This is a genomic window from Sphingomonas rustica (assembly GCF_039652585.1).
GTDB lineage: Bacteria > Pseudomonadota > Alphaproteobacteria > Sphingomonadales > Sphingomonadaceae > Sphingomonas > Sphingomonas rustica.
The window spans coordinates 89,660-114,531 of record NZ_JBDIZK010000009.1 but is presented as its reverse complement, the minus strand read 5'-3'; the positions used below and the strand labels follow the sequence as shown (position 1 = coordinate 114,531).

At 68.6% G+C, this 24,872-nt stretch carries 23 protein-coding genes; 14 read left to right on the top strand and 9 right to left on the bottom strand.

The features are described from left to right. Nucleotides 1-101: 101 nt before the first annotated feature. From TPR58_RS15415 to TPR58_RS15395, 5 genes are all read left to right on the top strand, one after another. The gene (locus TPR58_RS15415; protein ID WP_346247596.1) at nucleotides 102-902 is read left to right on the top strand and encodes a DUF72 domain-containing protein; all 801 of its coding nucleotides are present in this window, start codon (nucleotides 102-104) and stop codon (nucleotides 900-902) included. A 272-nt stretch (nucleotides 903-1,174) separates the two neighbouring features. Next, entirely contained in the window at nucleotides 1,175-2,236 is a 1,062-nt protein-coding gene (locus tag TPR58_RS15410; RefSeq protein ID WP_428835728.1) for a serine hydrolase, read from the top strand. 54 nt (nucleotides 2,237-2,290) lie between these two features. Next, nucleotides 2,291-2,986, top strand: coding sequence for a 2OG-Fe(II) oxygenase (locus TPR58_RS15405; protein WP_346247594.1), 696 nt, complete (start codon nucleotides 2,291-2,293; stop codon nucleotides 2,984-2,986). A gap of 59 nt (nucleotides 2,987-3,045) precedes the next feature. Next, nucleotides 3,046-5,802 carry a DNA polymerase I gene (polA, locus tag TPR58_RS15400; RefSeq protein WP_346247712.1) on the top strand — a complete coding sequence of 919 codons (2,757 nt, stop codon included), beginning with the start codon at nucleotides 3,046-3,048 and terminating at the stop codon, nucleotides 5,800-5,802. Nucleotides 5,803-5,884: 82 nt separating this feature from the next. Next, nucleotides 5,885-7,393 (top strand): lipopolysaccharide biosynthesis protein, encoded by a 1,509-nt coding sequence (locus tag TPR58_RS15395; protein WP_346247593.1) that lies wholly within the window; start codon nucleotides 5,885-5,887, stop codon nucleotides 7,391-7,393. A 75-nt stretch (nucleotides 7,394-7,468) separates the two neighbouring features. Here TPR58_RS15395 and purH read toward each other — a convergent pair whose 3' ends face one another. From purH to TPR58_RS15375, 4 genes are read right to left on the bottom strand one after another with little or no spacing between them, the layout of a single operon-like run. Then, nucleotides 7,469-9,058, bottom strand: a complete 1,590-nt coding sequence (gene purH / locus TPR58_RS15390; RefSeq protein WP_346247592.1) for a bifunctional phosphoribosylaminoimidazolecarboxamide formyltransferase/IMP cyclohydrolase — start codon at nucleotides 9,056-9,058, stop codon at nucleotides 7,469-7,471. Nucleotides 9,059-9,108: 50 nt separating this feature from the next. Further along, nucleotides 9,109-10,842 carry a heparinase II/III family protein gene (locus tag TPR58_RS15385; RefSeq protein WP_346247591.1) on the bottom strand — a complete coding sequence of 578 codons (1,734 nt, stop codon included), beginning with the start codon at nucleotides 10,840-10,842 and terminating at the stop codon, nucleotides 9,109-9,111. Further along, nucleotides 10,839-11,498 (bottom strand): ribulose-phosphate 3-epimerase, encoded by a 660-nt coding sequence (gene rpe / locus TPR58_RS15380; protein WP_346247590.1) that lies wholly within the window; start codon nucleotides 11,496-11,498, stop codon nucleotides 10,839-10,841. The genes TPR58_RS15385 and rpe overlap by 4 nt, the downstream gene beginning before the upstream one ends. A gap of 35 nt (nucleotides 11,499-11,533) precedes the next feature. Continuing rightward, a complete protein-coding gene (locus TPR58_RS15375; RefSeq protein ID WP_346247589.1) occupies nucleotides 11,534-12,805 on the bottom strand; it encodes an RsmB/NOP family class I SAM-dependent RNA methyltransferase in 1,272 nt (423 codons plus the stop codon). A 45-nt stretch (nucleotides 12,806-12,850) separates the two neighbouring features. Between TPR58_RS15375 and TPR58_RS15370 the strand changes: the two genes are divergently transcribed. After that, on the top strand, nucleotides 12,851-13,015 hold the full coding sequence (locus TPR58_RS15370; RefSeq protein ID WP_346247588.1) for a DUF1674 domain-containing protein: 165 nt from the start codon (nucleotides 12,851-12,853) through the stop codon (nucleotides 13,013-13,015). Here TPR58_RS15370 and TPR58_RS15365 read toward each other — a convergent pair. Genes TPR58_RS15365 through tsaD form a run of 3 tightly spaced genes read right to left on the bottom strand, consistent with a single transcriptional unit; the run spans nucleotide 13,012 to nucleotide 15,541 of the window. Further along, nucleotides 13,012-13,545 (bottom strand): DUF1697 domain-containing protein, encoded by a 534-nt coding sequence (locus TPR58_RS15365; protein ID WP_346247587.1) that lies wholly within the window; start codon nucleotides 13,543-13,545, stop codon nucleotides 13,012-13,014. The genes TPR58_RS15370 and TPR58_RS15365 overlap by 4 nt on opposite strands. Continuing rightward, nucleotides 13,542-14,519: an NAD(P)H-dependent glycerol-3-phosphate dehydrogenase gene (locus TPR58_RS15360; RefSeq protein ID WP_346247586.1), complete on the bottom strand. Its 978-nt coding sequence runs from the start codon at nucleotides 14,517-14,519 to the stop codon at nucleotides 13,542-13,544. Before TPR58_RS15360 ends, TPR58_RS15365 begins: the two co-directional genes overlap by 4 nt. Continuing rightward, complete coding sequence (tsaD, locus tag TPR58_RS15355) at nucleotides 14,516-15,541, bottom strand: tRNA (adenosine(37)-N6)-threonylcarbamoyltransferase complex transferase subunit TsaD (protein WP_346247585.1); 1,026 nt, start codon at nucleotides 15,539-15,541, stop codon at nucleotides 14,516-14,518. The genes TPR58_RS15360 and tsaD overlap by 4 nt, the downstream gene beginning before the upstream one ends. 97 nt (nucleotides 15,542-15,638) lie before the next feature. On the opposite strand from tsaD, the gene hemC reads away from it, so the two are divergent. From hemC to TPR58_RS15330, 5 genes are read left to right on the top strand one after another with little or no spacing between them, the layout of a single operon-like run. Further along, a complete protein-coding gene (hemC, locus tag TPR58_RS15350) occupies nucleotides 15,639-16,496 on the top strand; it encodes a hydroxymethylbilane synthase (protein WP_428835721.1) in 858 nt (285 codons plus the stop codon). Continuing rightward, nucleotides 16,493-17,155, top strand: a complete 663-nt coding sequence (locus TPR58_RS15345; protein ID WP_346247583.1) for a uroporphyrinogen-III synthase — start codon at nucleotides 16,493-16,495, stop codon at nucleotides 17,153-17,155. The genes hemC and TPR58_RS15345 overlap by 4 nt, the downstream gene beginning before the upstream one ends. Before the next feature lie 31 nt (nucleotides 17,156-17,186). Beyond that, complete coding sequence (locus TPR58_RS15340; RefSeq protein ID WP_346247582.1) at nucleotides 17,187-18,026, top strand: hypothetical protein; 840 nt, start codon at nucleotides 17,187-17,189, stop codon at nucleotides 18,024-18,026. Nucleotides 18,027-18,055: 29 nt separating this feature from the next. Beyond that, nucleotides 18,056-19,240 (top strand): acyl-CoA dehydrogenase, encoded by a 1,185-nt coding sequence (locus TPR58_RS15335; protein WP_346247581.1) that lies wholly within the window; start codon nucleotides 18,056-18,058, stop codon nucleotides 19,238-19,240. Continuing rightward, complete coding sequence (locus tag TPR58_RS15330; RefSeq protein WP_346247580.1) at nucleotides 19,240-19,776, top strand: GNAT family N-acetyltransferase; 537 nt, start codon at nucleotides 19,240-19,242, stop codon at nucleotides 19,774-19,776. Before TPR58_RS15335 ends, TPR58_RS15330 begins: the two co-directional genes overlap by 1 nt. On the opposite strand, the gene nadB is transcribed toward TPR58_RS15330, so the two are convergent. Further along, nucleotides 19,773-21,365 carry an L-aspartate oxidase gene (gene nadB / locus TPR58_RS15325; protein WP_346247711.1) on the bottom strand — a complete coding sequence of 531 codons (1,593 nt, stop codon included), beginning with the start codon at nucleotides 21,363-21,365 and terminating at the stop codon, nucleotides 19,773-19,775. The genes TPR58_RS15330 and nadB overlap by 4 nt on opposite strands. Before the next feature lie 130 nt (nucleotides 21,366-21,495). Between nadB and TPR58_RS15320 the strand changes: the two genes are divergently transcribed. Next, nucleotides 21,496-22,161, top strand: a complete 666-nt coding sequence (locus TPR58_RS15320; protein WP_346247579.1) for a hypothetical protein — start codon at nucleotides 21,496-21,498, stop codon at nucleotides 22,159-22,161. 6 nt (nucleotides 22,162-22,167) lie between these two features. On the opposite strand, the gene TPR58_RS15315 is transcribed toward TPR58_RS15320, so the two are convergent. Further along, nucleotides 22,168-23,091, bottom strand: a complete 924-nt coding sequence (locus TPR58_RS15315) for an ABC transporter ATP-binding protein (protein WP_346247578.1) — start codon at nucleotides 23,089-23,091, stop codon at nucleotides 22,168-22,170. A gap of 64 nt (nucleotides 23,092-23,155) precedes the next feature. On the opposite strand from TPR58_RS15315, the gene TPR58_RS15310 reads away from it, so the two are divergent. Next, complete coding sequence (locus TPR58_RS15310) at nucleotides 23,156-23,392, top strand: zinc-finger domain-containing protein (protein WP_346247576.1); 237 nt, start codon at nucleotides 23,156-23,158, stop codon at nucleotides 23,390-23,392. A gap of 16 nt (nucleotides 23,393-23,408) precedes the next feature. Further along, on the top strand, nucleotides 23,409-24,836 hold the full coding sequence (gene tldD / locus TPR58_RS15305; protein ID WP_346247575.1) for a metalloprotease TldD: 1,428 nt from the start codon (nucleotides 23,409-23,411) through the stop codon (nucleotides 24,834-24,836). Nucleotides 24,837-24,872 lie beyond the last annotated feature (36 nt).

Genomic DNA, 24,872 nt, shown 5'->3' with positions numbered 1-24,872 from the left:
TCCCTGCCCCGTCTATTTGTACGAGTTAATCCAGGCTATCGCGAACCATTGACGCTGTCGAGGGGCTTCGTCGCCATATCGAACTGGATTAGCATGGCGCCATGAACGCACCCATACGAGTCGGCATCGGCGGCTGGACCTTCGAACCCTGGCGGGGAACCTTCTATCCGGAGGGGCTGGCGCAGAAGAAGGAGCTGGAGTTCGCGTCGCGCGCGCTGACCGCGATCGAGGTCAACGGCACCTATTATTCGACCTTCAAGCCGGCGACGTTCGAGGGCTGGGCGAAGACCGCGCCCGACGGGTTCGTCTTCACCGTGAAGGCATCGCGCTTCTGCACCAACCGAAAGGTGCTGGCGGAGGCCGGTGACTCGGTCGCACGGTTCGTGGGGCAGGGACTCGTCGAGCTGGGCGACAAGCTTGGCCCGATCCTGTGGCAGTTCATGGCGACGAAGAAGTTCGATGCCGAGGATTTCGGCGCGTTTCTGAAGCTGCTGCCGGCAAAGCATGACGGCGTTGCGCTGCGCCACGCGGTTCAGGTGCGCCACGACAGTTTTCGCGACCCCGCCTTCGTCGCGATGTGCCGCGCCGCCGGCGTCGCGATCGTGTTCGCCGATTCGCCCAACTATCCGGCGATCGCCGACATCACCGGCGACTTCGTTTACGCCCGGCTCGAAAGCGGGGAGGACGACAATCCGCTCTGCTATCCCGAACCCGACCTCGCTCGATGGGCCGACGCGGCGCGGCTTTGGGCATCGGGCGGAAAGCCCGAGGGGCCGCGCCTTCCCTATGCCATCGACGAAACGCCCGCGGAACGACCGCGCGAAACCTTCATTTTCTTCATTCATGGCGGCAAGGTCCGGGCGCCCGCGGCGGCGCAGGAGATGCTCCGCCGGCTCGGCTAGCCCGTGTCCGGCAGGTGCGAGCGCTCCGGATGATATGAGATAACACGGTTCGTCGCAGCTATGGAATCGTTCGTCGCACGATCCCCGCAAGGTGCCTTTTTCATGCCGCAGGTTGCTCGCATGCTCGAAACGGGCAAAGGGCGGTAAACGTGACGAATTTTTCGCAACTTGCGACCTCGCGACGGAACCCGGGCACCGGGGGGCTGCCCCTGCACCGGCGTGCGCTTCGCTGGTGGGCCGATCAACCCGGCTTCACCGATCTCCAGCGTGCGATGACGCTCGGCGGGCTTGGCCCCGCATTGCTGATGGGCTGCGCGGTGGCCGGGAGCGCCCACGGCGTCCTGGTGATCCCCGCCCATGGCAGCGCCGCCGCGACGGCCCCGGCCAAGGTCAGCCGCTTCGATGCGCCGGCGCCGCAGGCGCTCTCCGAGACGGTGGAGCGGCTCGTCCGCAATTTCGGGGGCAAGGCCGGCGTCTCGGTCGTCGGCGTCGACGACGGCTGGATGGTATCGGCCAACGGCAATACCCGCATGCCGCAGCAGAGCGTCAGCAAGCTGTGGGTGACGATGACCGTGCTCGACGCAGTCGACCAGGGGCATATCGGGCTCGACGATCCGCTGACCATCACCGAGGCAGATTTCACCGTCTTCCACCAGCCGATCGCCGCGCTGGTGAAGAAGGATGTCGGCTATCGCTCCACCGTGCGCGAGATCATCCGCCGCGCGATGACGATGAGCGACAATACGTGCAACGACAAGCTTTTGCGGCTGGTCGGCGGGCCCCAGGCCGTGCGGTCGTTCATCCAGCGCAAGCAGTTGGGCGCGATCCGCTTCGGCCCCGGCGAACGGCTGTTGCAGGCAGGCACCGCCGGCCTCGAGTGGAAACCCGAATATTCGCGCGGCAACGCCTTCGCGCTCGCTCGGTCGCAGCTGTCGCCCAATGTTCGCCTCGCCGCCTTCGAATCCTATGTCGCCGATCCGGTCGACGGCGCGGCGCCGAGTGCGATCGCGGTTGCGCTTGCCCGGCTGCAGAAGGGCGAGCTGCTGTCGCCATCGTCGACCGCGTGGCTGATGTCGGTGATGCAGTCCTCGCACACCGGCCGCCAGCGGCTGCGCGGCGCGGTGCCGCCGGGCTGGCAGTTCGGGCACAAGACCGGGACCGGCCAAGACCTGCGCGGACGCACGGCGGGCTATAATGATGTCGGCCTGCTGGTCGCACCCGATGGCCGTACCTATTCGGTCGCGGTCATGATCGGCGATACGCGGCGCCCGATTCCGGAACGCCAGGGCCTGATGCAGGCGGTCGTCACCGCGCTGGTCGCCAACCACCGCTAGTTCGAGCGCAAGCGCCGGGATGCCCGGCGCCTTGCCGGCGGGCAGGGGCGTTCGATGACCTTCGAACCCTTTGACCCAACGGCGATCGCGCCCGTCCTGGATCGCCAGGGCTGGGCGATGCTCCCCGGCCTGCTCGGTCCGGACACCTGCGCGCAGATCGCGGCGGCGTACGAGTCGCCCGATCGGTTTCGCAGCACGGTGGTGATGGCGCGACATGGCTTCGGTCGCGGCGAGTATCGCTATTTCGCCTATCCGCTGCCCGGTATCGTGGCCGAGTTGCGCGAGCAGGCCTATGCCGCGCTCGTCCCGATCGCCAATCGCTGGCACGAGCGCATGGGAATCGCCCGCCGCTTCCCCGATCGCCTCCCGGCGTTTCTCGACCAGTGCCATGCGGCCGGCCAGTCGCGCCCCACGCCGCTGCTGCTTCGCTATGCGACGGGCGACCATAATTGCCTGCACCAGGACCTGTATGGCGAGCATGTCTTTCCGTTGCAGATGGCCGTGCTGCTCTCCCGGCCGGGCGGCGACTTCACCGGCGGCGACTTCATCCTGACCGAGCAGCGCCCGCGGATGCAGTCGCGGGCGGAGGTCGTTCCGCTGGAGCGCGGCGACGCGGTGATCTTCGCGGTGAACCGCCGGCCGGTGTCAGGCACGCGCGGCGACTATCGCGTGACGATGCGCCACGGCGTCGGCACCGTACGGTCGGGCCGTCGCCATGTTCTGGGGATCATCTTCCACGATGCGACCTGAGCGCGGGCGTTGCGCGGTTGGGGCTTGGTGCCGCCCCGCCGCTCGGCTATCCCGCGGCGATGCCTCACCTCTACCTTGTCGACGGCTCCGGCTATATCTTCCGCGCCTATCACCGGCTGCCCCCGCTCACCAACAAGCATGGCGAGCCGGTGGGGGCGGTCTATGGCTATACCACCATGTTGTGGAAGCTGGTCGACGAGCTGAACAAGGCCGACGGGCCGACGCACATGGCGGTCATCCTCGACAAGTCGGAGCATACGTTCCGCAACGAGATGTACGACCAGTACAAGGCGCATCGTCCGCCCGCGCCCGAGGATCTGGTGCCCCAGTTCCCGGTAATCCGCGACGCGACGCGCGCCTTCTCGCTGCCCTGCATCGAGGAGCTGGGCTGGGAAGCCGACGACCTGATCGCCAGCTATACCAAGGCGGCGCTCGCCCAGGGATGGCAGGTCACCATCGTCAGTTCCGACAAGGACCTGATGCAGCTGATGACCGATCCCAGCGTCGACATGCTCGATACGATGAACAATCGCCGGCTGGGGCCGGAGGCGACGGTCGAGAAATTCGGCGTCGGCCCGGACAAGCTGGGCGAGGTGCTGGCGCTGATGGGCGACAGCGTCGACAATGTGCCCGGCGTGCCGGGAATCGGGCCCAAGACCGCGGCCAAGCTGATCCTGGAATATGGCACGGTCGACGCGGTGCTCGAGGCGGCGCCGTCGATGAAGCCGTCCAAGATGCGCGACAACCTGATCGAGCATGCCGACAAGGCGCGGCTGTCGCGCAAGCTGGTCGAACTCGCCTGCGACGTCCCGTTGCCCGATCCGCTCGACGAGCTGGAGCTCAAGGGCATCCCGGACGCGCCGCTGCGCGCCTTCCTCGAGCATCACGGCTTTCGCACGCTGCTCGCGCGACTGTCGTCGGTGGCGGAAGCGCCGGTCGACAGCCCCGAGCCGGTACCGCTGCAGGACGATCCGCCATGCAATCACGACGGCTACGAGACGGTCGTCGACGAAGCCGGGCTCGATCGGTGGATTGCCGAGGCGCGGCACCAGGGCTGGCTGGCGATCGATACCGAGACCACCGGCGTCGATGCGACCCGAGCCGAACTGGTCGGGGTCAGTATCGCGCTGGCGCCGAACAAGGCCTGCTATATTCCGATCGCGCACGGCGGCACCGACATGTTCGCCGAGAAGCCGCTCCAGATCGCGCGCGAGACCGTGTTGGCCAGGCTCAAGCCGCTGCTCGAGGACCCGGCGGTCCTCAAGATCGGTCACAACCTGAAGTACGACATGATCGTCCTGTCGCGGCTCGGCGTTTCGGTCGCGCCCTACGACGACACGATCGTGATGAGCTTCGACCTCGATGCTGGGCTGCACGGGCACGGCATGGACGAGCTGGCGGCGACGCACCTGTCGCACAGCTGCATCGCGTACAAGGACGTTGTCGGGACGGGCAAGAGCCAGCTCGGCTTCGCTCAGGTCGATCTGAAGGCGGCGACCCGCTACGCGGCGGAGGATGCCGACGTCACGCTGCGGCTGTGGCGCCGGTTCAAGCCGCGGCTGGCCTATGAGAGCGTGACGCGGGTGTACGAGACGGTCGACCGGCCGCTGGTCAGCGTGATCGCCGGGATGGAATGCGCCGGGGTGAAGGTCGATTCGACTGCGCTCGCCCGCCTCTCGACCGAATTCTCGCACCAGATCGCGGCGCTGGAGGAGGAGATCCACGGCATTGCCGGGTTCAAGTTCACCATCGGCAGCCCCAAGCAGCTGGGCGACGTGCTGTTCGAGAAGATGGGGATCAAGGGCGGCCGCAAGGGCAAGTCTGGCGTCTATTCGACCGATGTGAACGAGATGGAGCGGATCGCCGCCGACAAGGATTCGCCCGGCCGGGTGATCGCGGCGAAGGTGCTCGACTGGCGCCAGCTGTCGAAGCTGAAATCGACCTATACCGACGCGCTTCAGGCGCAGATCAATCCCGAGACCGGCCGCGTTCATACCAGCTATTCGCTGACCGGCGCCCAGACCGGACGCCTCAGCTCGACCGACCCGAACCTGCAGAATATCCCGATCCGCACCGAGGTGGGCCGCCAGATTCGCGACGCGTTCGTCGCGGAGCCGGGCAACGTCATCCTGGCGGCGGACTATTCGCAGATCGAGCTGCGCCTGGCGGCGCACATTGCCGACGTGCCGCAGTTGCGCGAGGCGTTCGAGCGCGGCGACGACATCCACAACATGACCGCACAGGAACTGTTCGGCGAGGTCAATCGCGATACCCGCGGCCGCGCCAAGACGATCAACTTCGCGATCCTCTACGGCATCTCGCGCTGGGGCCTGGCGGGCAGGCTCGACGTCACCGCCGACGAGGCGCAGGCAATGATCGACCGCTATTTCGATCGGTTCCCCGGCATCAACCGCTACATCGCCGATACGATCGCCGAGGCCAAGGAGAAGGGCTATACGACCACCTTGTTCGGGCGGAAGACGCATTTCGCGCGGCTGAAGTCGAGCGTCCAGCACGAGCGCCAGGGCGCTGAGCGCGCCGCGATCAACGCGCCGATCCAGGGCACCAGCGCCGACATCATCAAGCGCGCGATGGTCCGGATGGGCCCCGCGCTCGCCGAGGCGGGGCTGCCGAACGTGCGGATGCTGATGCAGGTCCATGACGAACTCGTGTTCGAATTGCCGGAAGGCGATGTCGAAGCCGCGCGTCCGGTGATCGAACGCGTCATGGCGACCGCCGCCGAACCGTCGGTCAGGCTGAGCGTGCCGCTGGGCGTCGAGATCGGCGTCGGCCCCAGTTGGGGCGCGGCGCATTGAGATCATTGGCTTTGCGCTGCGACCCTCCTATCGACGGGCCTGAACAGGGAGAAGGCAGGCGCACGATGGGCAACGGCCGCGCGTGACCGAGAATTTGACGGAAAAGGCTGACGACATCGCCCAGCTCGCGAAGGGCGGGCGGACGAACATTCTCGGCTTCGTGATTCGTCTTGCCGGACGGATCCCGTTCCTGTTCATCGCCGGGCGGAGCTATGGGCCTGAGATCGTGGGCCGCTTCGCGCTGGCGGTGCTGGTCATCGAACTCGCCGCGCTCTTGGCGACGCTCGGCCTCAAGCGCGGGCTTGCCCAGGCGTTATCGACCACCAGTCGACCCGATACCCATGTCGTCGCCGACGCAATGGTGGTTGCGCTGTTCGCCTCGCTGGTCGGCAGCGTGCTGCTCGGCATGTTCCCCCAGGTGATGTTCCCGAACAGCCAGGTGACCGGGCTCGAATGGCTGCTGCCCAGCATCGTGTTCGCGCTGGCCTGGTCGGAAGTCGCCTTTTCGGCCCTTGCCTATCGCCACAATGTGGGCGCCTCGGTCACGGCGCGGTCGATCGTCGAGCCGTGGACGATCACCAGCGCCGCGCTGATCCTGTCCTATCTGTCGCCGCGCGACGGGCTGATCATCGCCTATGTCGTCGCGACCTTTGCGATGCTCATCGCGGCGATGGTGCCGCTGTTGAAAATGTACGGCCTGCCCCGGAACTGGCGCCCGGATCCGCTGCGACTGTGGCGCATGGCGCGGATCAACGCACCGCTTGCCGGCGCCGATGCGCTGGAATGGGGGTCGCGCAACATCGATCGCTTCATTCTGGGCCTGCTGTTCTCGCCGGCGATCGTCGGCATCTATTATGTGGCACAGCAGGTCGCCTCGCCGGCACAGCGGCTCAAGACCACGTTCGACCCGATCCTCGGCCCGGTCGTCACGCGCAGCCTGGCGGCCGGCGATACCGAATCGGTCGCCAAGCAGGTCCGCCAGGTCGCGTTCTGGGTCATGGCGGTTCAGGCGGCGATCGCGATCGCGATCGGGGTCACCTCGGACGGGGTGATGGGCCTGCTGGGCCAGGGCTTCGTCGCAGGCTCCGCCACGCTCTGCATCCTGCTGACCGCCGAGGTTCTGGCGTCGCCGGGGGCGATCGCGGAGGGCGGGCTCGTCTATATCGCGCGCAATCGCAACCTGATGATCTCGACGGCCATGCTCTGCTTCCAGGTCGTCATGAGCTTCGTCTTCGTCATCGTCATCCGCGAGATGGGCTATCCCGTCGTCTATCAGGCGGTCGGCCCGGCGCTGGCGCTGGCGCTTTCGCTGCTCGTCGGCTCGATCGTGAAGACATGGCTGCTGTCGCGCCTGCTGAAACGCCGCATGTCGGCGCTGCGCTGGGGCATGCTCGCCGCGATGGCAGCATCGGCCGGGGTCGGCGTGCTCATCAGCAAGCTGCCCGAATGGCTCCAATTGACCGCTGGCATTCCGCTGATGCTCGTCGCCTATTTCGCCGTGCTGCTGAAACTGGCCTTCGGGCCGGAGGACAAGGCGTTGTTCCGCAAGATGCCCAAGGAACAGCAGATCGCGATCGACGACGTCCGATGACGAAACGGCCGGCGCTGCCTGGGCAGCACCGGCCGGTCGGATGAATGGGCGGGCGCGGTTGCCGCGCCTCCTGTCTCAGTGGCGGAAGTGGCGCATCCCGGTAAAGACCATCGCCAGGCCCGCCTCGTCGGCTGCGGCGATGACTTCCTCGTCGCGGATCGACCCGCCCGGCTGGATCACCGCGGTTGCACCCGCCTCGACCGCGGCCAGCAGGCCGTCGGCGAACGGGAAGAACGCGTCGGAGGCGACGGCCGACCCGATTGTGCGCGGCGTCCCCCAGCCGGCCTTGTCCGCGGCATCCTTCGCCTTCCAGGCGGCGATGCGCGCCGATTCCAGGCGATTCATCTGGCCTGCGCCGATGCCGGCGGTCGCGCCGTCCCTGGCATAGACGATCGCGTTCGACTTGACGTGCTTGGCCACGGTCCAGGCAAAGCGGCAATCGGCCAGTTCCTGCGCGGTCGGCGCACGCTTCGTCACGACCTTCAGATCAGCCTCGCCGACGGACCCGTTGTCGCGCGACTGGACCAGCCAGCCGCCTGCGATCGACTTGGCCTGGAACCCGCCGCGCTTCGGGTCGGGCAGCTCGCCGGTCAGGAGCAGGCGCAGATTCTTCTTGGCCGCGAACACCGCCAGTGCCCCCTCATCGGCATCGGGTGCGACGACCACTTCGGTGAAGATGCCGGCGATCGCGCGCGCCGTCGACTCGTCCAGCGTGCGGTTCAGCGCGATGATCCCGCCAAATGCCGACACCGTGTCGCAGGCAAAGGCGGCGGCATAGGCTTCTTCCAGCGTCGCCGCGGTGGCGACACCGCACGGATTGGCGTGCTTGACGATCACGACGCTGGGCTCTGCATCGCGGAACTCGCTGACCAGCTCGAGCGCGGCATCGGCGTCGTTGAGGTTGTTGTAGCTCAACTCCTTGCCCTGCACCTGGCGGGCCTGGCCGATGCCCTTCGCCTGGGGGCCGGTCGCGGTGTAGAATGCCGCGCTCTGATGCGGGTTCTCGCCATAGCGCAGCGTCGAGCCGTGCTTGAGCGTGACCGGCATGGTCTCGGGGAACATCTGGCCCTGGTCGGCGAAGCCGAACCAGCTGGCGATCATCCCGTCATAGGTCGCGGTGGCGGCAAAGGCGCGCGCCGCGAGCCGCTTGCGGAAGGCGAGGCTGGTCGCGCCGGCGCTGGCGTCCATCTCGCCGATCAGCTCGGCATAATCGCCGGGATCGGTGACGATCGTGACGAATTCGTGGTTCTTCGCCGCCGAACGGACCATCGACGGTCCGCCGATATCGATATTCTCGATGATCGTGTCGCGGTCGGCGCCCTTGGCCACCGTCTGGGCGAAGGGATAGAGATTGACCACGACCAGATCGATCGCACCGATCTCGTGCTCGGCCATCGACGCGACATGCGCGGCATCGTCGCGGACTGCCAGCAGGCCGCCATGGACCTTGGGGTGAAGCGTCTTGACCCGTCCGTCCATCATCTCGGGAAAGCCGGTCAGCTCGGAGATGTCGCGGACCGCCAGGCCGACGTCGCGCAGCGCGGTGGCGGTGCCGCCGGTGGAGACCAGCTCCACGCCGTGACGCGCGAGCGCCTGGCCGAGTTCGATGATACCGCTCTTGTCCGAGACCGAGAGCAGCGCGCGGGCAATCTTGACCTGATCCATGAGCCCGCCCCTCTACGGATACGGTGCGTCAGTGCAACCCCTGTCCGCGCTCAGCGCGCGCGATGGAACACCCAGGTGACATTGGTCCCGCCGGGCGGCGTGTCCGCGGTCACGACCAGCTGCTCGGTCGCCACCGGCCGGCCCTGCCCGTCGATCCACATGCTTTCCTCGACCGCCAGCAGCCCGCCGCGAGCGCGGAACTGCCAGACCGCGCCGGAGGGCAGGCGGAGAAAGGCGCCGAGCCCGTCCGCGGTCGGCGCGATCTCGATCCCCGGCGCCAGGTGAAAGCGGATGGCGAAGCCGGTGCCGCCCTTTTGCCGGCGATGATCGGCGGGGAGCAGCATGTCCTCGCCGCGCACGTCCTTGCCGTCCGGCCCCAGCGAGATCGCGCGGCGATGGATGAAGCCGAACCGGCGGACATAGCCGTCATGGCTGGCCTCGATCCGGCTGGCGGTCTCGCTCTCCTGGCGGCTCAGCTCGACCTCGCCGACGCCGCGGCCGAGAGTGCCGTCGGCATGGATCGCGGTCGAATTGCTGTCGCCGATCGTCAGCGTCGAATGCGCCGCGGTGCTGCGCAGCGCTTCGGTCAGCTGCCGGGGGAGACGGCCGTCGGCCATGCTCGACCCGCCGCAGTTGACGACGATGCGGTGCGGCCCGTCCGACAGCTCGAAGGCGAGCGTCGATGCGCAGCCGCCCTCGATCAACCGCGCGAGCGGCGGCGGCGCCGCATCCATGATCAGCACGGTGCCCTGAGCCGACAGCCGCTGATAGCCCCAGTCGCGCGCCTGCTTGAGCGGGCGGGTGCGGATTCCGGTCGCCTCGATCGCCTGTTGCACGACATCGCCGGCGATCGGCGCCGATCCCTGCCAGCTGGCCAGTCCGTCGTCGCCATGACAGACGCCCAGCAGCGCGGTCACCATCTTCGCCATCGTCGTCTCGACAAAGGCGGGCGGCTCCAGCCGGCGCGCATCATAGCATTCGCACAGCATCGCCAGCAGCTGGATCGATTCGAGCAGCCCCGCGGGCGACCGTCCGACCGTGCCCCCGTCCGAGAAAACCGAGGCCGTCAGCGCGCGGTTCAGACCGGCCTCGCTGGCCGCACGGCGCGGATCGCCGCCCGGGATCATCAGGCCGGCAACCAGTACGCCGCACCACGCGGCGATGCGCGGCGTGCCGATCTGGACGCGGTCGGCCGCGCGATCGAGGTGCCGGGCGCCGCGCGCGATCGCGTGAAGCACGCTGGAGCGATAGATCAGGTCGGGGCTCGACAGGATCAGCGGCGCATGTGCGATCCAGAACAGGATGCGACGGCCCCACAGGTCGGCGCGCCAGGCGGTGTCGGAGACCTTCTCGCCATGGACGGCCAGCCATTTCGCCATGATCATCTCGGCGATCGGCGCGCCGCCCGCCCGGGTCGTCACGGTCGACAGGTCGCGCAGCCAGGCGAAGCTGTGGACATGATCGGCAAAGGCGCGCGAGAAATCGGGCCGGGCGAAGTCCAGCGCGGTGATCGCACGTTCCTCGCCGCGGAACATCATCGTGCCGTCCAGCAGCGCGTGGCCGCGCTCGACATCGCCCATGAACGGGTCGTCGGCCACCGCGATCAGCTTCAACGGATAGCGGCCGCGCAGCCGCATCGAATGCAGCGGCGTCCGCCAGGTCAGGCGCTGAAGCCGTTCGGCAACCCGGTCGGCGAGCGAGAGGCCGCGATCTCCACCGATCCGCACCAGCCGCTTGCCCTGATCGACCCCGTCGGCGTCGGGATCGTACCGATCGTCGCTCACAGGCCGCGCAGCGCCGCGATATTGTCGGCATAGCGCGACGGCCCGCCTTCGAAGGTGGCGGTGCCGGCGACCAGCGCGTCGGCGCCGGCGGCGATTACCCGCGCCGCGTTGCTGCGGTCGACGCCGCCATCGACCTCGAGGTCGATCGCGCGGCCGCTGGCATCGATCCGGCGGCGCAGCTCGGTGATCTTCGGCAACTGGCTCTCGATGAACTTCTGCCCCCCGAAGCCGGGATTGACGCTCATCACCAGCACCAGGTCAACCAGGTCCATGACATGGTCGATCACGTCGACCGGCGTGCCCGGATTGAGCACCACGCCGGCCCGCTTGCCCAGGGCCTTGATGGTCTGGAGCGTCCGGTGGAGATGAGGCCCGGACTCGGGATGAACCGAGATGCAATCGGCCCCGGCCTCGGCAAAGGCCTGGAGGAACGGATCGACGGGCGCGATCATCAGATGGACGTCGAACGGCTTGGCGGTGTGCTTGCGCAGCGCCTTCACCACGCCCGGGCCGATCGTGATGTTGGGCACGAAATGCCCGTCCATCACATCGACATGGATCCAGTCGGCTCCCGCCGCGTCGATCGCCCGGATTTCCTCGCCCAGGCGGGCAAAATCGGCGGAGAGGATCGACGGTGCAATTCGGACGGCGGACATGACCGGGTCCTTAGCACGCACCGACTCGCACGCAACTACGTGCGGCGGCGGAATCTCGCGATGAAGAAACCGTCCAGCGCACCTGCGTCCGCAATCATCCCCGGAAGCGTACGAAGCGTGCCGTTTTCCAGCGGGTCGACGCCGTCCGGCACTTCCTCGCCGCGGACCGGATCGATCGCGAAGTCGGGATGTGCCGCCAGGAAGGGTGCGAGATGCGCTTCGCCTTCCTTGGGCTCGAGCGAACAGGTGGCGAAGACCAGCGTCCCGCCCGGGCGCACCCAGTCGGCGGCGCGGTCGAGCAGCCGGCCCTGAAGCGCCGCCATTTCCGCGATCAGCGAGGGGCGGACCCGGTGGAGGACATCGGGATGACGGCGGAAGATGCCGGTGGCGCTGCACGGGGCGTCGAGCAGGACCGCGTCGGCGGGCGCTTCGGGCGCCCAGTCGAGCAGGTCGGCGACGACGACCCGCGCCGTCAGTCCGGTGCGTTCGAGATTCTCGTGAAGTCGGGCCAGACGCATGTCCGACTGGTCGACCGCGGTGACGTCCCACCCGGCCGAGGCCAGCTGCAGCGTCTTGCCGCCCGGTGCCGCGCACAGGTCGAGCGCGCTGCCGGCGCCGCGGCCGATCAGGCGTGCCGGCAGCGAGGCGGCCAGGTCCTGGACCCAGAACTTTCCCTCGGCAAAGCCCGGCAGCTCGGTCACGCCGGTCCCGGCCGGCAGGCGGAGATGGCCGGGCAGCAGCGACACCGCGTCGGGCAGGTCGATCGGTTCGCGCAAGGTGAGGTCGAGCGGCGGCGGCGAGGCGATGGCGCGCTCGGCATCCTCGATTCCCTGGTCGCCCCAGGCGGCATGCCATCGTATCGCGACCGGGTCGGGCAAAGTGGGCTGGTCGGGCAGGCCCTTGTTCGCGCGGATCAGCGTGCCGAACACGCCGTGGAGCAGCTTGCGCGGGCCGCCGTCGACCAGCGGCAGCACGGTCGAGATTGCGGCATGCGGCGGGGTGCCGAGCGCGAACGCCTGGACCAGCGCGATGCGCAATGCGAAGCGGGCCTTGGCGTCGTCGGGAAGGCGCTGGCGCGTGGCGCTGTCGATCATCGCATCGAGATCGGGCAGGCGGCGCAGCGTTTCCGCCGCGATCGCATGGACCAGGCCGCGATCATTGGGCGCCAGACCCTGGGCCGCGCTTTCCAGCACCGATTCGAGCGCGAGGCCGCGGCGCAGCACGCCGTCGAGGACACGGAGCGCGGCGCGGCGTGCGGGAACGCCGGGGGCATCGGCTTGGGGCTTGCGGTTCACTTGACCTCGCATCTTCGAACCCCGATCTGGGGGGCAACATTCAGGAAGACAACGCCCATGGGCCAGCGACCGCCGCATCTCAAGCCGCCCGAATATCTGACGCCGACCCAGCCGGTGCCCGAGCCCCGGCCCTTGCCCGAGGATCGCGGCGAGGATCCGCTGGGCCAGGATCCCACGCGCTTCGGCGACTGGGAGCGAAAAGGGATCGCGATCGACTTCTAGAGCAGCGCCAGCAGCTTGCCGACGGTGTTCCAGTTGCGCGCCGTGGCGATGGCGGGAAACCGGGCCTTGCGCATCGCCTGGTCGAGCTTCGACTCGCGCATCGTCTCCGACCCGAGAAAGTCGATATAGAGTTCGCGGCCGATTGCCTGGAGCCGTTCGGGACCCCGATGATGGTCCGGGATGCGTTCGAGGGCGGATGGCGGAAAGGGCTCGCGGTGGAAGACGACCAGCAGGTGGCTGGGATGGTCGGCCGCTTCCTCGACGAAGGGATTGGCGTCGATCGCGGCCTGGATGCCGGCGCGATCACGCAGCAGGACATCGGTTGTGAGGCCATAGGCGGCGAACGCCGCTTCGAGTCGCGCGACGATCACATCTTCGGGCTCGTCGGTGGCGAAGAGGACGTTGCCCGATGCCAGCAGGGTCCGAACATCGCCATAGCCAAGCGACTCGACGATCGCCTTCAGGTCGGCCGAGGGAAGCTTGCGGCCGTTCAGATTGACCCCGCGCAGCAGCGCAGCCCAGCGCCTCACTGCACTTCCTCGCGCAGCGGACGGCTCAGCAGCGCTTCGACCACTGCGGCGATCGGGGTCCCGTCGAGTAGCGCGCAGACCGCCTGCGTCACCGGCATCTCGATCCCGGAATCGGCCGCCGCCTCGGCCAGGACCGGGGCGGTGAACGCACCCTCGGCAACGGTGCGACGATCGGAGAGCAGGTCGCGGGCACTCTTGCCCTGGCCCAGACCCATGCCGAGCGAGAAGTTGCGCGAATTGGTCGAGGAGCAGGTGAGCACCAGATCGCCGAGCCCGGACAGGCCGCCCAGCGTCTCCGCCCGGGCGCCGCGGGCCAGGCCGAACCGCGTCATCTCGGCAAAGCCGCGGGCGATCAGCGCGGCGCGGGCGTTGAGGCCCAGCCCGGCGCCCTCGACCACGCCGCAGGCGATCGCGAGTACATTCTTCACCGCGCCGCCGATCTCGGCACCGATGACATCGGTCGAGCCATAGGTGCGAAAGGCCGGGCCCGCGAGCCGATCGGCCAGCCGGGCGCGCAACGCATCATCCTCGCAGGCCAGCGTCACCGCGGTCGGCAGGCCCCTGGCGACTTCATGCGCGAAGGTCGGACCGGACAGGACCGCGATCAGCGCATCGGGCTGGACCTGGTGCGCGACCTCGCCGACCAGCAGCTTGCTGCCCGCCTCGATCCCCTTGGCGCACAGCACCAGCGGAATGCTGGTCGGGCCGAGCTGTGACAGGACCGAACGGACATGCTGGGCAGGGGCGACGACCAGCAGCGCGTCGGCACCGCGCAATTCGCCCAGGTCGCTGGTTGCGCGGATCTCCGGCGAGAGCGGCGTGCCGGGCAGGAACAGGCTGTTCTCGTGCGTGGCATTGATGCTCTCGACCACGTCGGGCTCGCGAGCCCAGAGCAGCACCGGTGCATCGCCGCGCGCCGCCACCTGCGCCAGCGCGGTGCCCCAGGCACCGCCCCCGATCACCGCGATCCTCATGCCTTCACTCCTGCCCCGCGAACCTTTTCCGCGTCGGGATCGAGCGGCCAGCGCGCTCGTGCCGGCGTGTCGAGCGGATCGCTGAACCCGGCGGCGAAGCGCTCGGCCCCGGCCCAGGCGATCATCGCCGCATTGTCGGTGCACAGCCACAGCGGCGGGGCGACGAAGCGCAGCCCGTGCTGCGCCGCAAGCTGCTCGAGCGCGCCGCGCACCGCGCGGTTGGCGGCGACGCCGCCGGCGACGACCAGCGCGGTCGCCTGGATCCCGCGCAGCGCGCGGGTCGTGCGATCGACCAGGCAGTCGACCACCGCCTGCTGGAACGAGGCGGCGACATCGGCCGCAGGGTAATTCGGTGCGGCCCGCGCGACGGCTGCCTTGAGGCCCGCGAACGAGAAATGCGGCTCGGCAGACCCTTTCAGCGGGCGGGGCAGGGGAACGGCCCTGGGATCGCCGGCCTCGGCCGCCTTCTCCACCGCGGGGCCGCCGGGAAAGCCGAGGCCGAGCAGCTTGGCGGTCTTGTCGAACGCCTCGCCCGCTGCATCGTCGATCGTCGTCGCAAGCCGGCGATAGCGTCCTGCGCCTTCGACCAGCAGCAGCTGGCAATGGCCGCCCGAGACGAGCAGCAGCAGATAGGGAAAGGCGAGATCGGGATCGGTCAGCCGCGGTGACAGCGCATGGCCCTCGAGGTGGTTCACCGCGATCAGCGGCTTGCCCGCAGCCAGCGCCAGCGCCTTGCCGGTGACGAGCCCGACCATTACCCCGCCGATCAGTCCCGGCCCGGCGGTCGCGGCGATCGCGTCGACCTGGTCCAGCCGGACGCCGCCTTCGGCCAGCGCCTGTTCGATCAGGGGCGGCAGCGCCTCGACATGGGCGCGCGCCGCGATCTCGGGCACCACGCCGCCATAGGGGCGGTGCGCCGCATCCTGCCGGGCGAGGCAGTGCGCGACGATCTGCCGGTCGCTGGTGACGAGCGAGGCCGCGGTCTCGTCGCAGCTCGATTCAAGGCCAAGGATCAACGCCATCGCTTCCATCTAGGCCGATGCATCGCTAGCACAACCCGCCATGCCTTCCTTCCGACTTGGTACCCGCGGCTCGCCGCTTGCTCTCGCCCAGGCTCACATGGTTCGCGACGCGCTGGTCGCGGCGCATGGCTGGGGTGTCGACGACATCGAGATCGTCACCGTCAGGACTACCGGTGATCGCGTCCAGGACCGCGCGCTGGCCGAGATCGGCGGCAAGGCGCTGTGGACCAAGGAGCTCGACCGCGCATTGCTGGACCATGAGATCGACTGCGCGGTCCATTCGATGAAGGATGTCGAGACGGTCCGACCCGACAGCATCGCCATCGCCGCGGTGTTGCCGCGCGCCGATGTCCGCGACCGCCTGATCGGCGCCGAGTCAATTGACGCGCTGCGCGAGGGGGCCGTGCTCGGGACCAGTTCGCCGCGCCGCGCCGCGCAGATGAAGCGGCTGCGCCCCGATCTCGAGATCGTCCTGTTCCGCGGCAATATCGACACGCGCCTGACCAAGCTGGCGGCGGGGGAGGCGGATGCGACGCTGCTTGCCGCCGCGGGGCTGGAGCGACTGGAGCGGCCGGACATCGGGACGGCGATCGCGATCGAGGAACTGCTGCCCGCACCCGCGCAGGGGATCGTCGGGATCGAGGCGCGGGCCTCCGACGCTGACGTCATGGCGTTGCTGGCGGCGATCGACGACGTCCGGACCCATGCCTGCCTGCGTGCCGAGCGCGGCCTGCTCGCGACGCTCCGGGCCGATTGCCATTCGCCGGTGGGGGCGCTCGCGACGATCGAGGGCGCGATCCTCACGCTGAGCGCAGAATTGCTGTCGGAGGACGGCGCCCATCATGTCCACGCGCAGCAGGCAGGCGCGCCCGACGACCCCGAACTGCCGCGGGCGGTGGCGTTCGACCTGCTCGATCGCGCGCCGGAGCCCGTCCGCCGCCTGTTCGCGGCATGAGCCGCCCGATCGCGGTGCTCCGTCCCGAACCGGGCAATCGCGTCACCGCGATCGCGATCGAGGCGCAGGGCCATCGCACGATCCGCCTGCCGCTGTTCGAGACGCGGCCGGTCGACTGGCAGGTGCCCGAGTCGAGCGGCTACGACGCGTTGGTCGTCACCAGCGCCAATGCCTTCCGCCATGGCGGGCCGGGGCTGGTCCGGCTGCTCGACCTGCCGGTCTGGGCGGTCGGCACCGCGACGGCGGAGGCGGCGCGGCGCAACGGCTTCGCAGTGGCAGGGACCGGCGATGCCGGGTCGGCCAGGCTGCTCGCCATGGCCGAGGCGGCGGGCGTGCGCCGCGCGCTTCATCTGGCGGGACGCGAGCGCACGGTCGAGCCTGGCGGGATCGTCGCCGACATCCTTACCGTCTATGCCAGCGAGCCGCGCGAGATCGCGCCTGAGGCTGCGGCGCAGCTGGATGGCGCGATCCTGCTCGTCCAGTCGGCGCGGGCGGGGCAGCGGGTGGGCGAACTGGTCGCTGACAAGGCGCATACGATGCTGGTCGCGGTCAGCGACGGTGCCGCGGAGGCGGCAGGCGGGGGCTGGGAGCAGGTCGTGGTGCCCGGCGGGGTGACCGGAACCGCGCTGGTCGATGCCGCGATCGCGCTCGCCGATTGACCCTGCCGATGCGCACGAGGATAAGGCGGGCATGAATTCCGACGAGCCACTTGCGCTGGAGCCGGCCCGCGGGCCGAGCCCGCTGGTGCGAACCCTATTGGTCGCGGTGATCGCGTTCATCGCCGGTGTCGCGGGGATGGCCGCCTTCAACTGGTGGACCAACTCGGGCACCAGCGCGCCGGCGCAGCCCGCGCCGACCCCTGTAGCGGTCCAGGAACCGCCCGCGCCGGTGCGCGCGCTGCCGCCGGGCACCGACGTCGCCACGCTCGCCGCGCGCGAGCAGGCCCTGGCCGCCAGGCTCGACCTGCTCGACCTGCGACTGCGTGATACCGAGGGCAGCGCCCGCGCCGCCTCGGGCTATGCCAGCCAGGCCGAGCGGTTGCTGATCGCCTTCGCCTCGCGTCGTGCGATCGAGCGCGGCCAGGCGCTGGGCCCGCTCGAGACCCAGCTGCGCCGCCGGTTCGGCGAGGCGCATGGCGAGGCGGTGAGCACGGTGATCCAGTCCGCCGCCCAGCCGGTGCTGCTCCAGGATCTTCGCGTCGCGCTCGAAACCATCGCACCGCGGCTGCTGGTCGCGCCCGACGCCGGGCCCTGGACGCGATTCCGCGCGATGGTCGGCGACCTTATCGTGCTGCGCCGGGTCGACACGCCCGATCCGCGCGCCTCGGCACGGCTGCGCGAGGCGCAGGGGTTGCTGGCCGCCGGCAATGTCGAGGCGGCCTTGGCCGAGGTGGCGCGGATGCCTGGCGCGGGCGACGCCGAGAATTGGGTGAACAATGCCAAGCGCTACCTCGCTGCCCGCTCGGCGCTGAACGAGATCGAGCAGGCCGCGATGGACACCCCGCCGGCGGCCAGCCGCCAGGCTTCATAAACCAGAACAGACAGGACGCAGGAAACACCATGGCAGAGATGGGCCGGTTCGACTGGCAGGATCCGTTCGCGCTCGACGCGCAGCTGACCGACGAGGAGCGCATGGTGCGCGACGCCGCGCGCGATTACGCGCAGGGCGAATTGCTGCCGCGCGTCACCAGCGCGTACCTCGACGAGCGATTCGACCGCGAGATCATGAGCGAGATGGGTGCCCTCGGCCTGCTCGGGGCGACGATTCCCGAAACCTATGGCGGTGCCGGCCTGGGCTATGTCGCCTATGGCCTGGTCGCGCGCGAGGTCGAGCGGGTCGATTCGGGCTATCGATCGGCGATGTCGGTCCAGTCGAGCCTCGTGATGCATCCGATCAACGCCTATGGCACCGAGGCGCAGAAGCGGAAGTACCTGCCGAAGCTGGCGACCGGCGAATGGGTCGGCTGCTTCGGCCTGACCGAGCCCGATGCCGGTTCCGATCCGGGCGGGATGCGCACCCGCGCCGAGAAGATCGACGGCGGCTATCGCCTGACCGGCACGAAGATGTGGATCACCAACTCGCCGATCGCCGACGTGATGGTGGTGTGGGCCAAGTCCGACGCGCATGGCGGCGGGATCAAGGGTTTCGTCCTGGAACGCGGGATGAAGGGCCTGACCACCCCCAAGATCGAGGGCAAGCTGAGCCTGCGCGCCTCGGTCACCGGTGAGATCGTGATGGACGGGGTCGAAGTGGGCGAGGACGCGCTGCTCCCCGACGTCCAGGGGCTCAAGGGGCCGTTCGGCTGCCTCAACCGCGCCCGCTACGGCATCGCCTGGGGCGTGATGGGTGCCGCCGAGGCATGCATGGAGGCTTCGCGCCAGTACACGCTCGACCGTGCGCAGTTCGGACGGCCGCTGGCGGCGAACCAGCTCGTCCAGCTGAAGCTCGCCAACATGCAGACCGAGATCGCGCTGGGCCTGCAGGCGGCGCTACGCGCCGGCCGTATGTTCGACGAAGGCACGCTGGCGCCCGAGGCGATCAGCATCATCAAGCGCAACAATTGCGGCAAGGCGCTCGATATCGCCCGCGTCGCGCGCGACATGCATGGCGGCAACGGCATCTCGGCCGAATTCCATGTGATCCGTCACGCGATCAACCTCGAGACGGTCAACACCTATGAGGGCACGCACGACGTCCATGCGCTGATCCTGGGCCGCGCCATCACCGGCATCGCCGCCTTCTGATGGACCTGCAGCCGACCCTGGTCGGCGAATTGCTGATCCTCCGGCCGACCGTGCCGGAGGATTGGGCGCCGCTGTTCGCGGTGGCCAGCGATCCGCTGATCTGGGAAATCCACCCGGCGCACGACCGTTGGCAGGAATCCATCTTCCGCGCCTATTTCGACCAGGCGCTGGCGTCGGGCGGGGGGCTGACGATCCTCGACAGGGCGAGCGGCGCGGTGATCGGTGCCAGTCGTTACTACAATGCGGCACCCGAACGCGGCGAGATCGAGCTCGGCTATACCTTCCTGGCGCGTAGCCATTGGGGCGGGCGCTACAATGCCGAGGCCAAGGGGCTGATGCTGGCCCATATCCACCGCTGGTTCGAGACCGCGCTGTTCGTGGTCGGCGAGGGCAATCTGCGATCGCAGCGGGCGATGGAGAAGATCGGCGGCGTCCGCCGCGCGGAACCGCGCTTCGTCGATTATGGCAGCGGTCCCGCGCGCCAGATCGTCTACGAGATCCGCCGCCAGCACCCGATCGCGCAGGATTTTTCCTAGGGCACCAGGATCGTGTCGACCGCCTCGGGCAGCGTCTCGGGATAGTCGATCGTATAGTGCAGCCCGCGGCTCTCCTTGCGGTGCAGTGCCGAGCGCACGATCAGGTTGGCGGATTCGAGCAGGTTGCGCAGCTCGATCAGGTCGGGCGTCACGCGGAAATGGCCGTAATAGTCCGCGACCTCCTCGCCCAGCATCTTGATCCGGTGCGCGGCGCGCTCCAGCCGCTTGGTCGAGCGGACGATGCCGACATAATTCCACATGAAGCGGCGGATCTCGGTCCAGTTCTGCTTGATGACCACCTCTTCGTCCGAATCGGCGACCCGGCTTTCGTCCCAGGGCCGGATCGCGGGCGGCGGCTTCAGTGCGTCCCAGTTGGCGGCGATGTGGTTCGCTGCCGCCTCGCCGAACACGAAGCATTCGAGCAGCGAGTTGCTTGCCAGGCGATTGGCGCCGTGCAGACCCGACTGGGTACATTCGCCCGCCGCGTACAGACCGGGCAGGTCGGTGCGGCCGTCACGGTCGATCACGATCCCGCCACAGGTGTAATGCTGTGCCGGCACCACCGGGATCGGCTCGCGGGTCATGTCGATGCCCAGCCCGATCAGCTTGTCGTAGATGTTGGGGAAATGCCCCTTCACGAACTCCGGCGGCTTGTGGCTGATGTCGAGATGAACATAGTCGAGGCCCAGTCGCTTGATCTCATGGTCGATCGCGCGGGCGACGATGTCGCGCGGCGCCAGCTCCTCGCGCGGGTCGAACTCGGGCATGAATCGGTGGCCGGTGCCGGGGATCTTGAGGTGCCCACCCTCGCCGCGCACCGCCTCGGTGATCAGGAAATTCTTGACCTCCAGATTGTACAGGCAGGTCGGGTGGAACTGCATGAACTCCATGTTGGAGATGCGGCAGCCCGCGCGCCACGCCATGGCAATGCCGTCGCCCGTCGCCCCGCGCGGCGCGGTCGAGAACAGATAGGTGCGCCCCGCGCCGCCCGTCGCCAGCACGGTCGCCCGCGCGGTGAATAGCTCGACCCGGTTGGTGGCGCGGTTGAAGGCATAGACGCCCCAGACATTGCCCGCACCCGAATAGCGGGTCTCGTGACGGCTGGTCGCCAGGTCGATCACGACCATGTCGGGGACCAGGGTGATGTTCGGGTTCTCGCGCGCCGCCTTCAGCAGCGCTTCCTGCACCGCCCAGCCGGTGGCGTCGTCGACATGGACGATACGGCGATGGCTGTGCCCGCCCTCGCGCGTCAGGTGCAGCGTGTCGCCGTCCTGATTGAACGGCACGCCGAGCTTGCCCAGTCGCTCGATCGCCGCGGGCGCATTCTCGACCACGAACTCGACGACATCGCGGTCGTTCAGCCCCGCACCGGCGATCATCGTGTCGTCGATATGACTCTCGAACGTGTCGCCCGGCTCCAGCACCGCGGCGACGCCGCCCTGCGCCCAGGCGGTCGCGCCTTCGTTCAGCCCGCCCTTGGCGAGCACGGTGACCTTGAACCGGCTGGCGAGGTTGAGCGCGGCGGTCAGCCCGGCCGCGCCCGATCCGATGATGAGGATATCGCTCTGGTGTCCCGCGGTCACATCAATCCGTTTCGGTTGCCAACGCACTTGACCCGCGCGCCTCTTGTCGATCGACTAGGCAATAAACGGAGGGAAGGGAATGAGCGATCGCACCGATCCGACCCCCAATCGACGCCGAAGCGCTGCGGATGACCCCATGCGATCGAGAAGGCCCGCTTTCGCGATCGTGGCGCTTGTCGCCGCGATCGGATGCTGGCTGGTCGTCGGCGAGACGGCTCGCGGCTCCACCCGAGGTGTCGCGTCGGCCTTCGCTTCGGGCTCGGCCAGTCAGGTGGCCGCGTCTGCACACGAAGCGCCGCTGCGGCGCACAAGCGCGATCGATCTCAGCGACGTCATCCGCTTCGCCGAGGTCGGCGAATGCCGGTTCGTGCCCGAGATCCACCAGGCCTTCGACCGGGTTCTTTTCTATGACGAAGCGCTGAGGGACTGGCGCGCCGCGCCGAGCGTCACCGTCGGCACGCTCGCGCTCGTGCCGATTCGCACGATCTATCCGCTCGAAGCGGAAGGCCATGGGATGCGGAAGATCGAGAGCGTGATCCGCTTCCCGGACGATGCGAGGTGGCGGGGCTTGCGGATCCGCGAGATGGCCTCCAGCGTCAAAGGCTATCCCGACATCGACGGGTTCGTCAGATGGGAGCTCAGCTTCCGGGAGTCGCCGGCAGCGCTCCGCCGCGTCATGGCGGCGCAGGGCCTGTCGATCCCGGCCGGCGCCTGGCACGACATGGAAAAGGGCTGCGGCGGCTATATGACGATGGAGCCTCGCACCGACGGCTCGTCGCTCAGTTGTACCTGGACGTGCTGATGGGCCTCAGGCGTTCGCCGCGCGGGTGAGGTTGAGGAACACATCCTCCAGGTCGGCCTCGCGGGTCGACACGTCGACGATTCCGAACCCGTCCTGCTGCACCGCCGCCAGCACCTGGCCGGCATTCGCCTGGTCCTTGCGATAGGTGATGACGAGCGTGCGCTCGGCCTTCACCTCGATCTTCTGGAAGCAGGCCGCATCGGGCGCGGTCACGATGTCGCGGTCGACGGTCACCTCGACCACCTTCTCCTGCGCCATGCCGACCAGCTCGCGGGTCGGCTTGTTCGCGATCAGCGTGCCATGGTTGATGATCGCGATCCGGTCGCACAGCTCCTCGGCTTCCTCCAGATAGTGCGTGGTCAGCACTACCGTGACGCCGCCGCGGTTGAGCTCTCGGACATAGGCCCAGAGCTGCTGGCGAAGCTCGACATCGACGCCCGCGGTCGGCTCGTCCAGCACCAGTACCGGCGGCGAATGGACCATCGCCTTCGCCACCATCAGGCGGCGCTTCATCCCGCCCGACAGCGTGCGGGCATAGGCATTGGCCTTGTCCTCCAGATGGACCGCGCGCAGCAGCTCCATCGACCGGCGCTTGCCCTTGGGCACGCCGTACAGTCCCGCCTGGATCTCCAGCGTCTCAAGCGGGCTGAAGAAGGGATCGAACAGGATCTCCTGGTTGACGATGCCGATGCTCGCCTTGGCGTTGCGGGGATGGTCGTCGATATCGAAGCCCCAGATCGTCGCCTTGCCGTCGGTCTTGTTGACCAGCCCGGCCAGGATGTTGATCAGCGTCGACTTGCCGGCACCATTGGGGCCCAGCAGGCCGAACACCGACCCCTGCGGCACCTCGAAGCTGACGCCGTCCAGCGCCCGCTTGCCGCCCTGATAGGTCTTGCACAGACCATCGATCCCGATCGCCGCATTCGTCATGCGACGCGCATAGGACTGCGTGCGGACGATTGCGAGCCGCTTTTGGCTTTGCTAGGCGCAGGCCATGATCGCACCGCCCGAAGTCTCCCGAGTCACCACCACCCGTGTCGCGTGCGATGGCGCAACCGACATTCCCGGCGGCGCGGCGCTCGGCCATCCGCGCGTGTTCCTGCAGATCGACGAGCATGGCTATGTCGATTGCGGCTATTGCGACCGCCGCTTCATCCTGATCGGCGGGCCTGCGGACGGCGTCGATCCGTCGCAGCTGCCCGACATCGCGTCTGGCGCCAGCCCGCAGTGAGCCTATATCGGAGGGTATGAGCCTTCCGACTGATCCGCGCGGTTTCATCTACCGCGACACGCTCGACCCCGAAACCGCCGCCCGGCTGACCGCAGAGGCGCTCGGCAATGCCGAAGACGGCGAGCTGTATCTCCAGTATCGCAAGACCGAGGCGTTCGGCTTCGATGACGGCCGGCTGAAGACCGCCAGCTACGACACCCAGTCCGGTTTCGGACTGCGCGCGGTGTCGGGCGAGACCACAGCCTTCGCCCATGCCAACGAGATCACGCCCGAGGCGATCCGCCGCGCGGCGGAGACGATGGCGCTGATCGATCCGGCCAAGGGTGCCAAGGCGCCGCCGCCGCGGCTGAACAACCGCCACCTCTATACCGATGCCGATCCGCTCGACCTGGTACCCTTCGCCGACAAGGTGAACCTGTGCCAGACGATAGACGCTGCCGCCCGTGCCCGCGATCCCCGCGTGGTGCAGGTGTCGGTCAGCCTGACCGGCCAGTGGAGCGTGGTCGAGATCGTCCGCCCCGACGGCTTCATCGCCACCGATGTCCGCCCGCTGGTGCGCCTGAACGTCTCGATCGTCGTCGAGTCGAACGGCCGGCGCGAGACGGGCACCTTCGGCACCGGCGGCCGTGCGCTCTACGACCGGCTGTTCGAGCCTGCGACGTGGAACCGCGCGATCGACGAGGCGCTGGCCCAGGCGGTCGTGAACCTGGACGCAGAGGATGCCCCGGCGGGCGAGATGACCGTGCTGTGCGGTCCCGGCTGGCCGGGCGTGCTGCTGCACGAGGCGGTCGGCCACGGGCTGGAAGGCGATTTCAACCGCAAGGGCACCAGCGCCTTTTCCGGCCGCGTCGGCCAGCGCGTTGCCGCGCCGGGCGTGACGGTCGTCGACGACGGGTCGATGGGGGAGCGCCGCGGGTCGCTGTCGATCGACGACGAGGGCACGCCGACGCAGGAGAATATCCTGATCGAGGACGGCATCCTCAAGGGCTATATCCAGGACCGGCTCAACGCCCGGCTGATGGGCGTCGCGCCGACCGGAAACGGCCGCCGCGAATCGTTCCAGCATGCGCCGATGCCGCGCATGACCAACACCTTCATGACCGGCGGCAACGACGATCCCGCCGAACTGCTGAGCCGGGTGAAGAAGGGTATCTTCGCCAAGTCCTTCGGCGGCGGCCAGGTGGACATCGTGTCGGGCAAGTTCGTCTTTTCCTGCACCGAGGCCTACCGGATCGAGAACGGCAGGCTCGGCGCGCCGATCAAGGGCGCGACGCTGATCGGCGACGGGCCGACCGTGCTCAACAAGGTCACCGGCATCGGCAACGACTTCGCCCTCGACGAGGGTATCGGCATGTGCGGCAAGGGCGGCCAGTCGGTCCCGGCCGGCGTGGGGCAACCGACCTTGCTGATCGATGGACTGACGGTGGGCGGGACTGCGGCCTGAGGAGCGCTGCGCGGTTGACGCGCGAAAGCTGGGTCG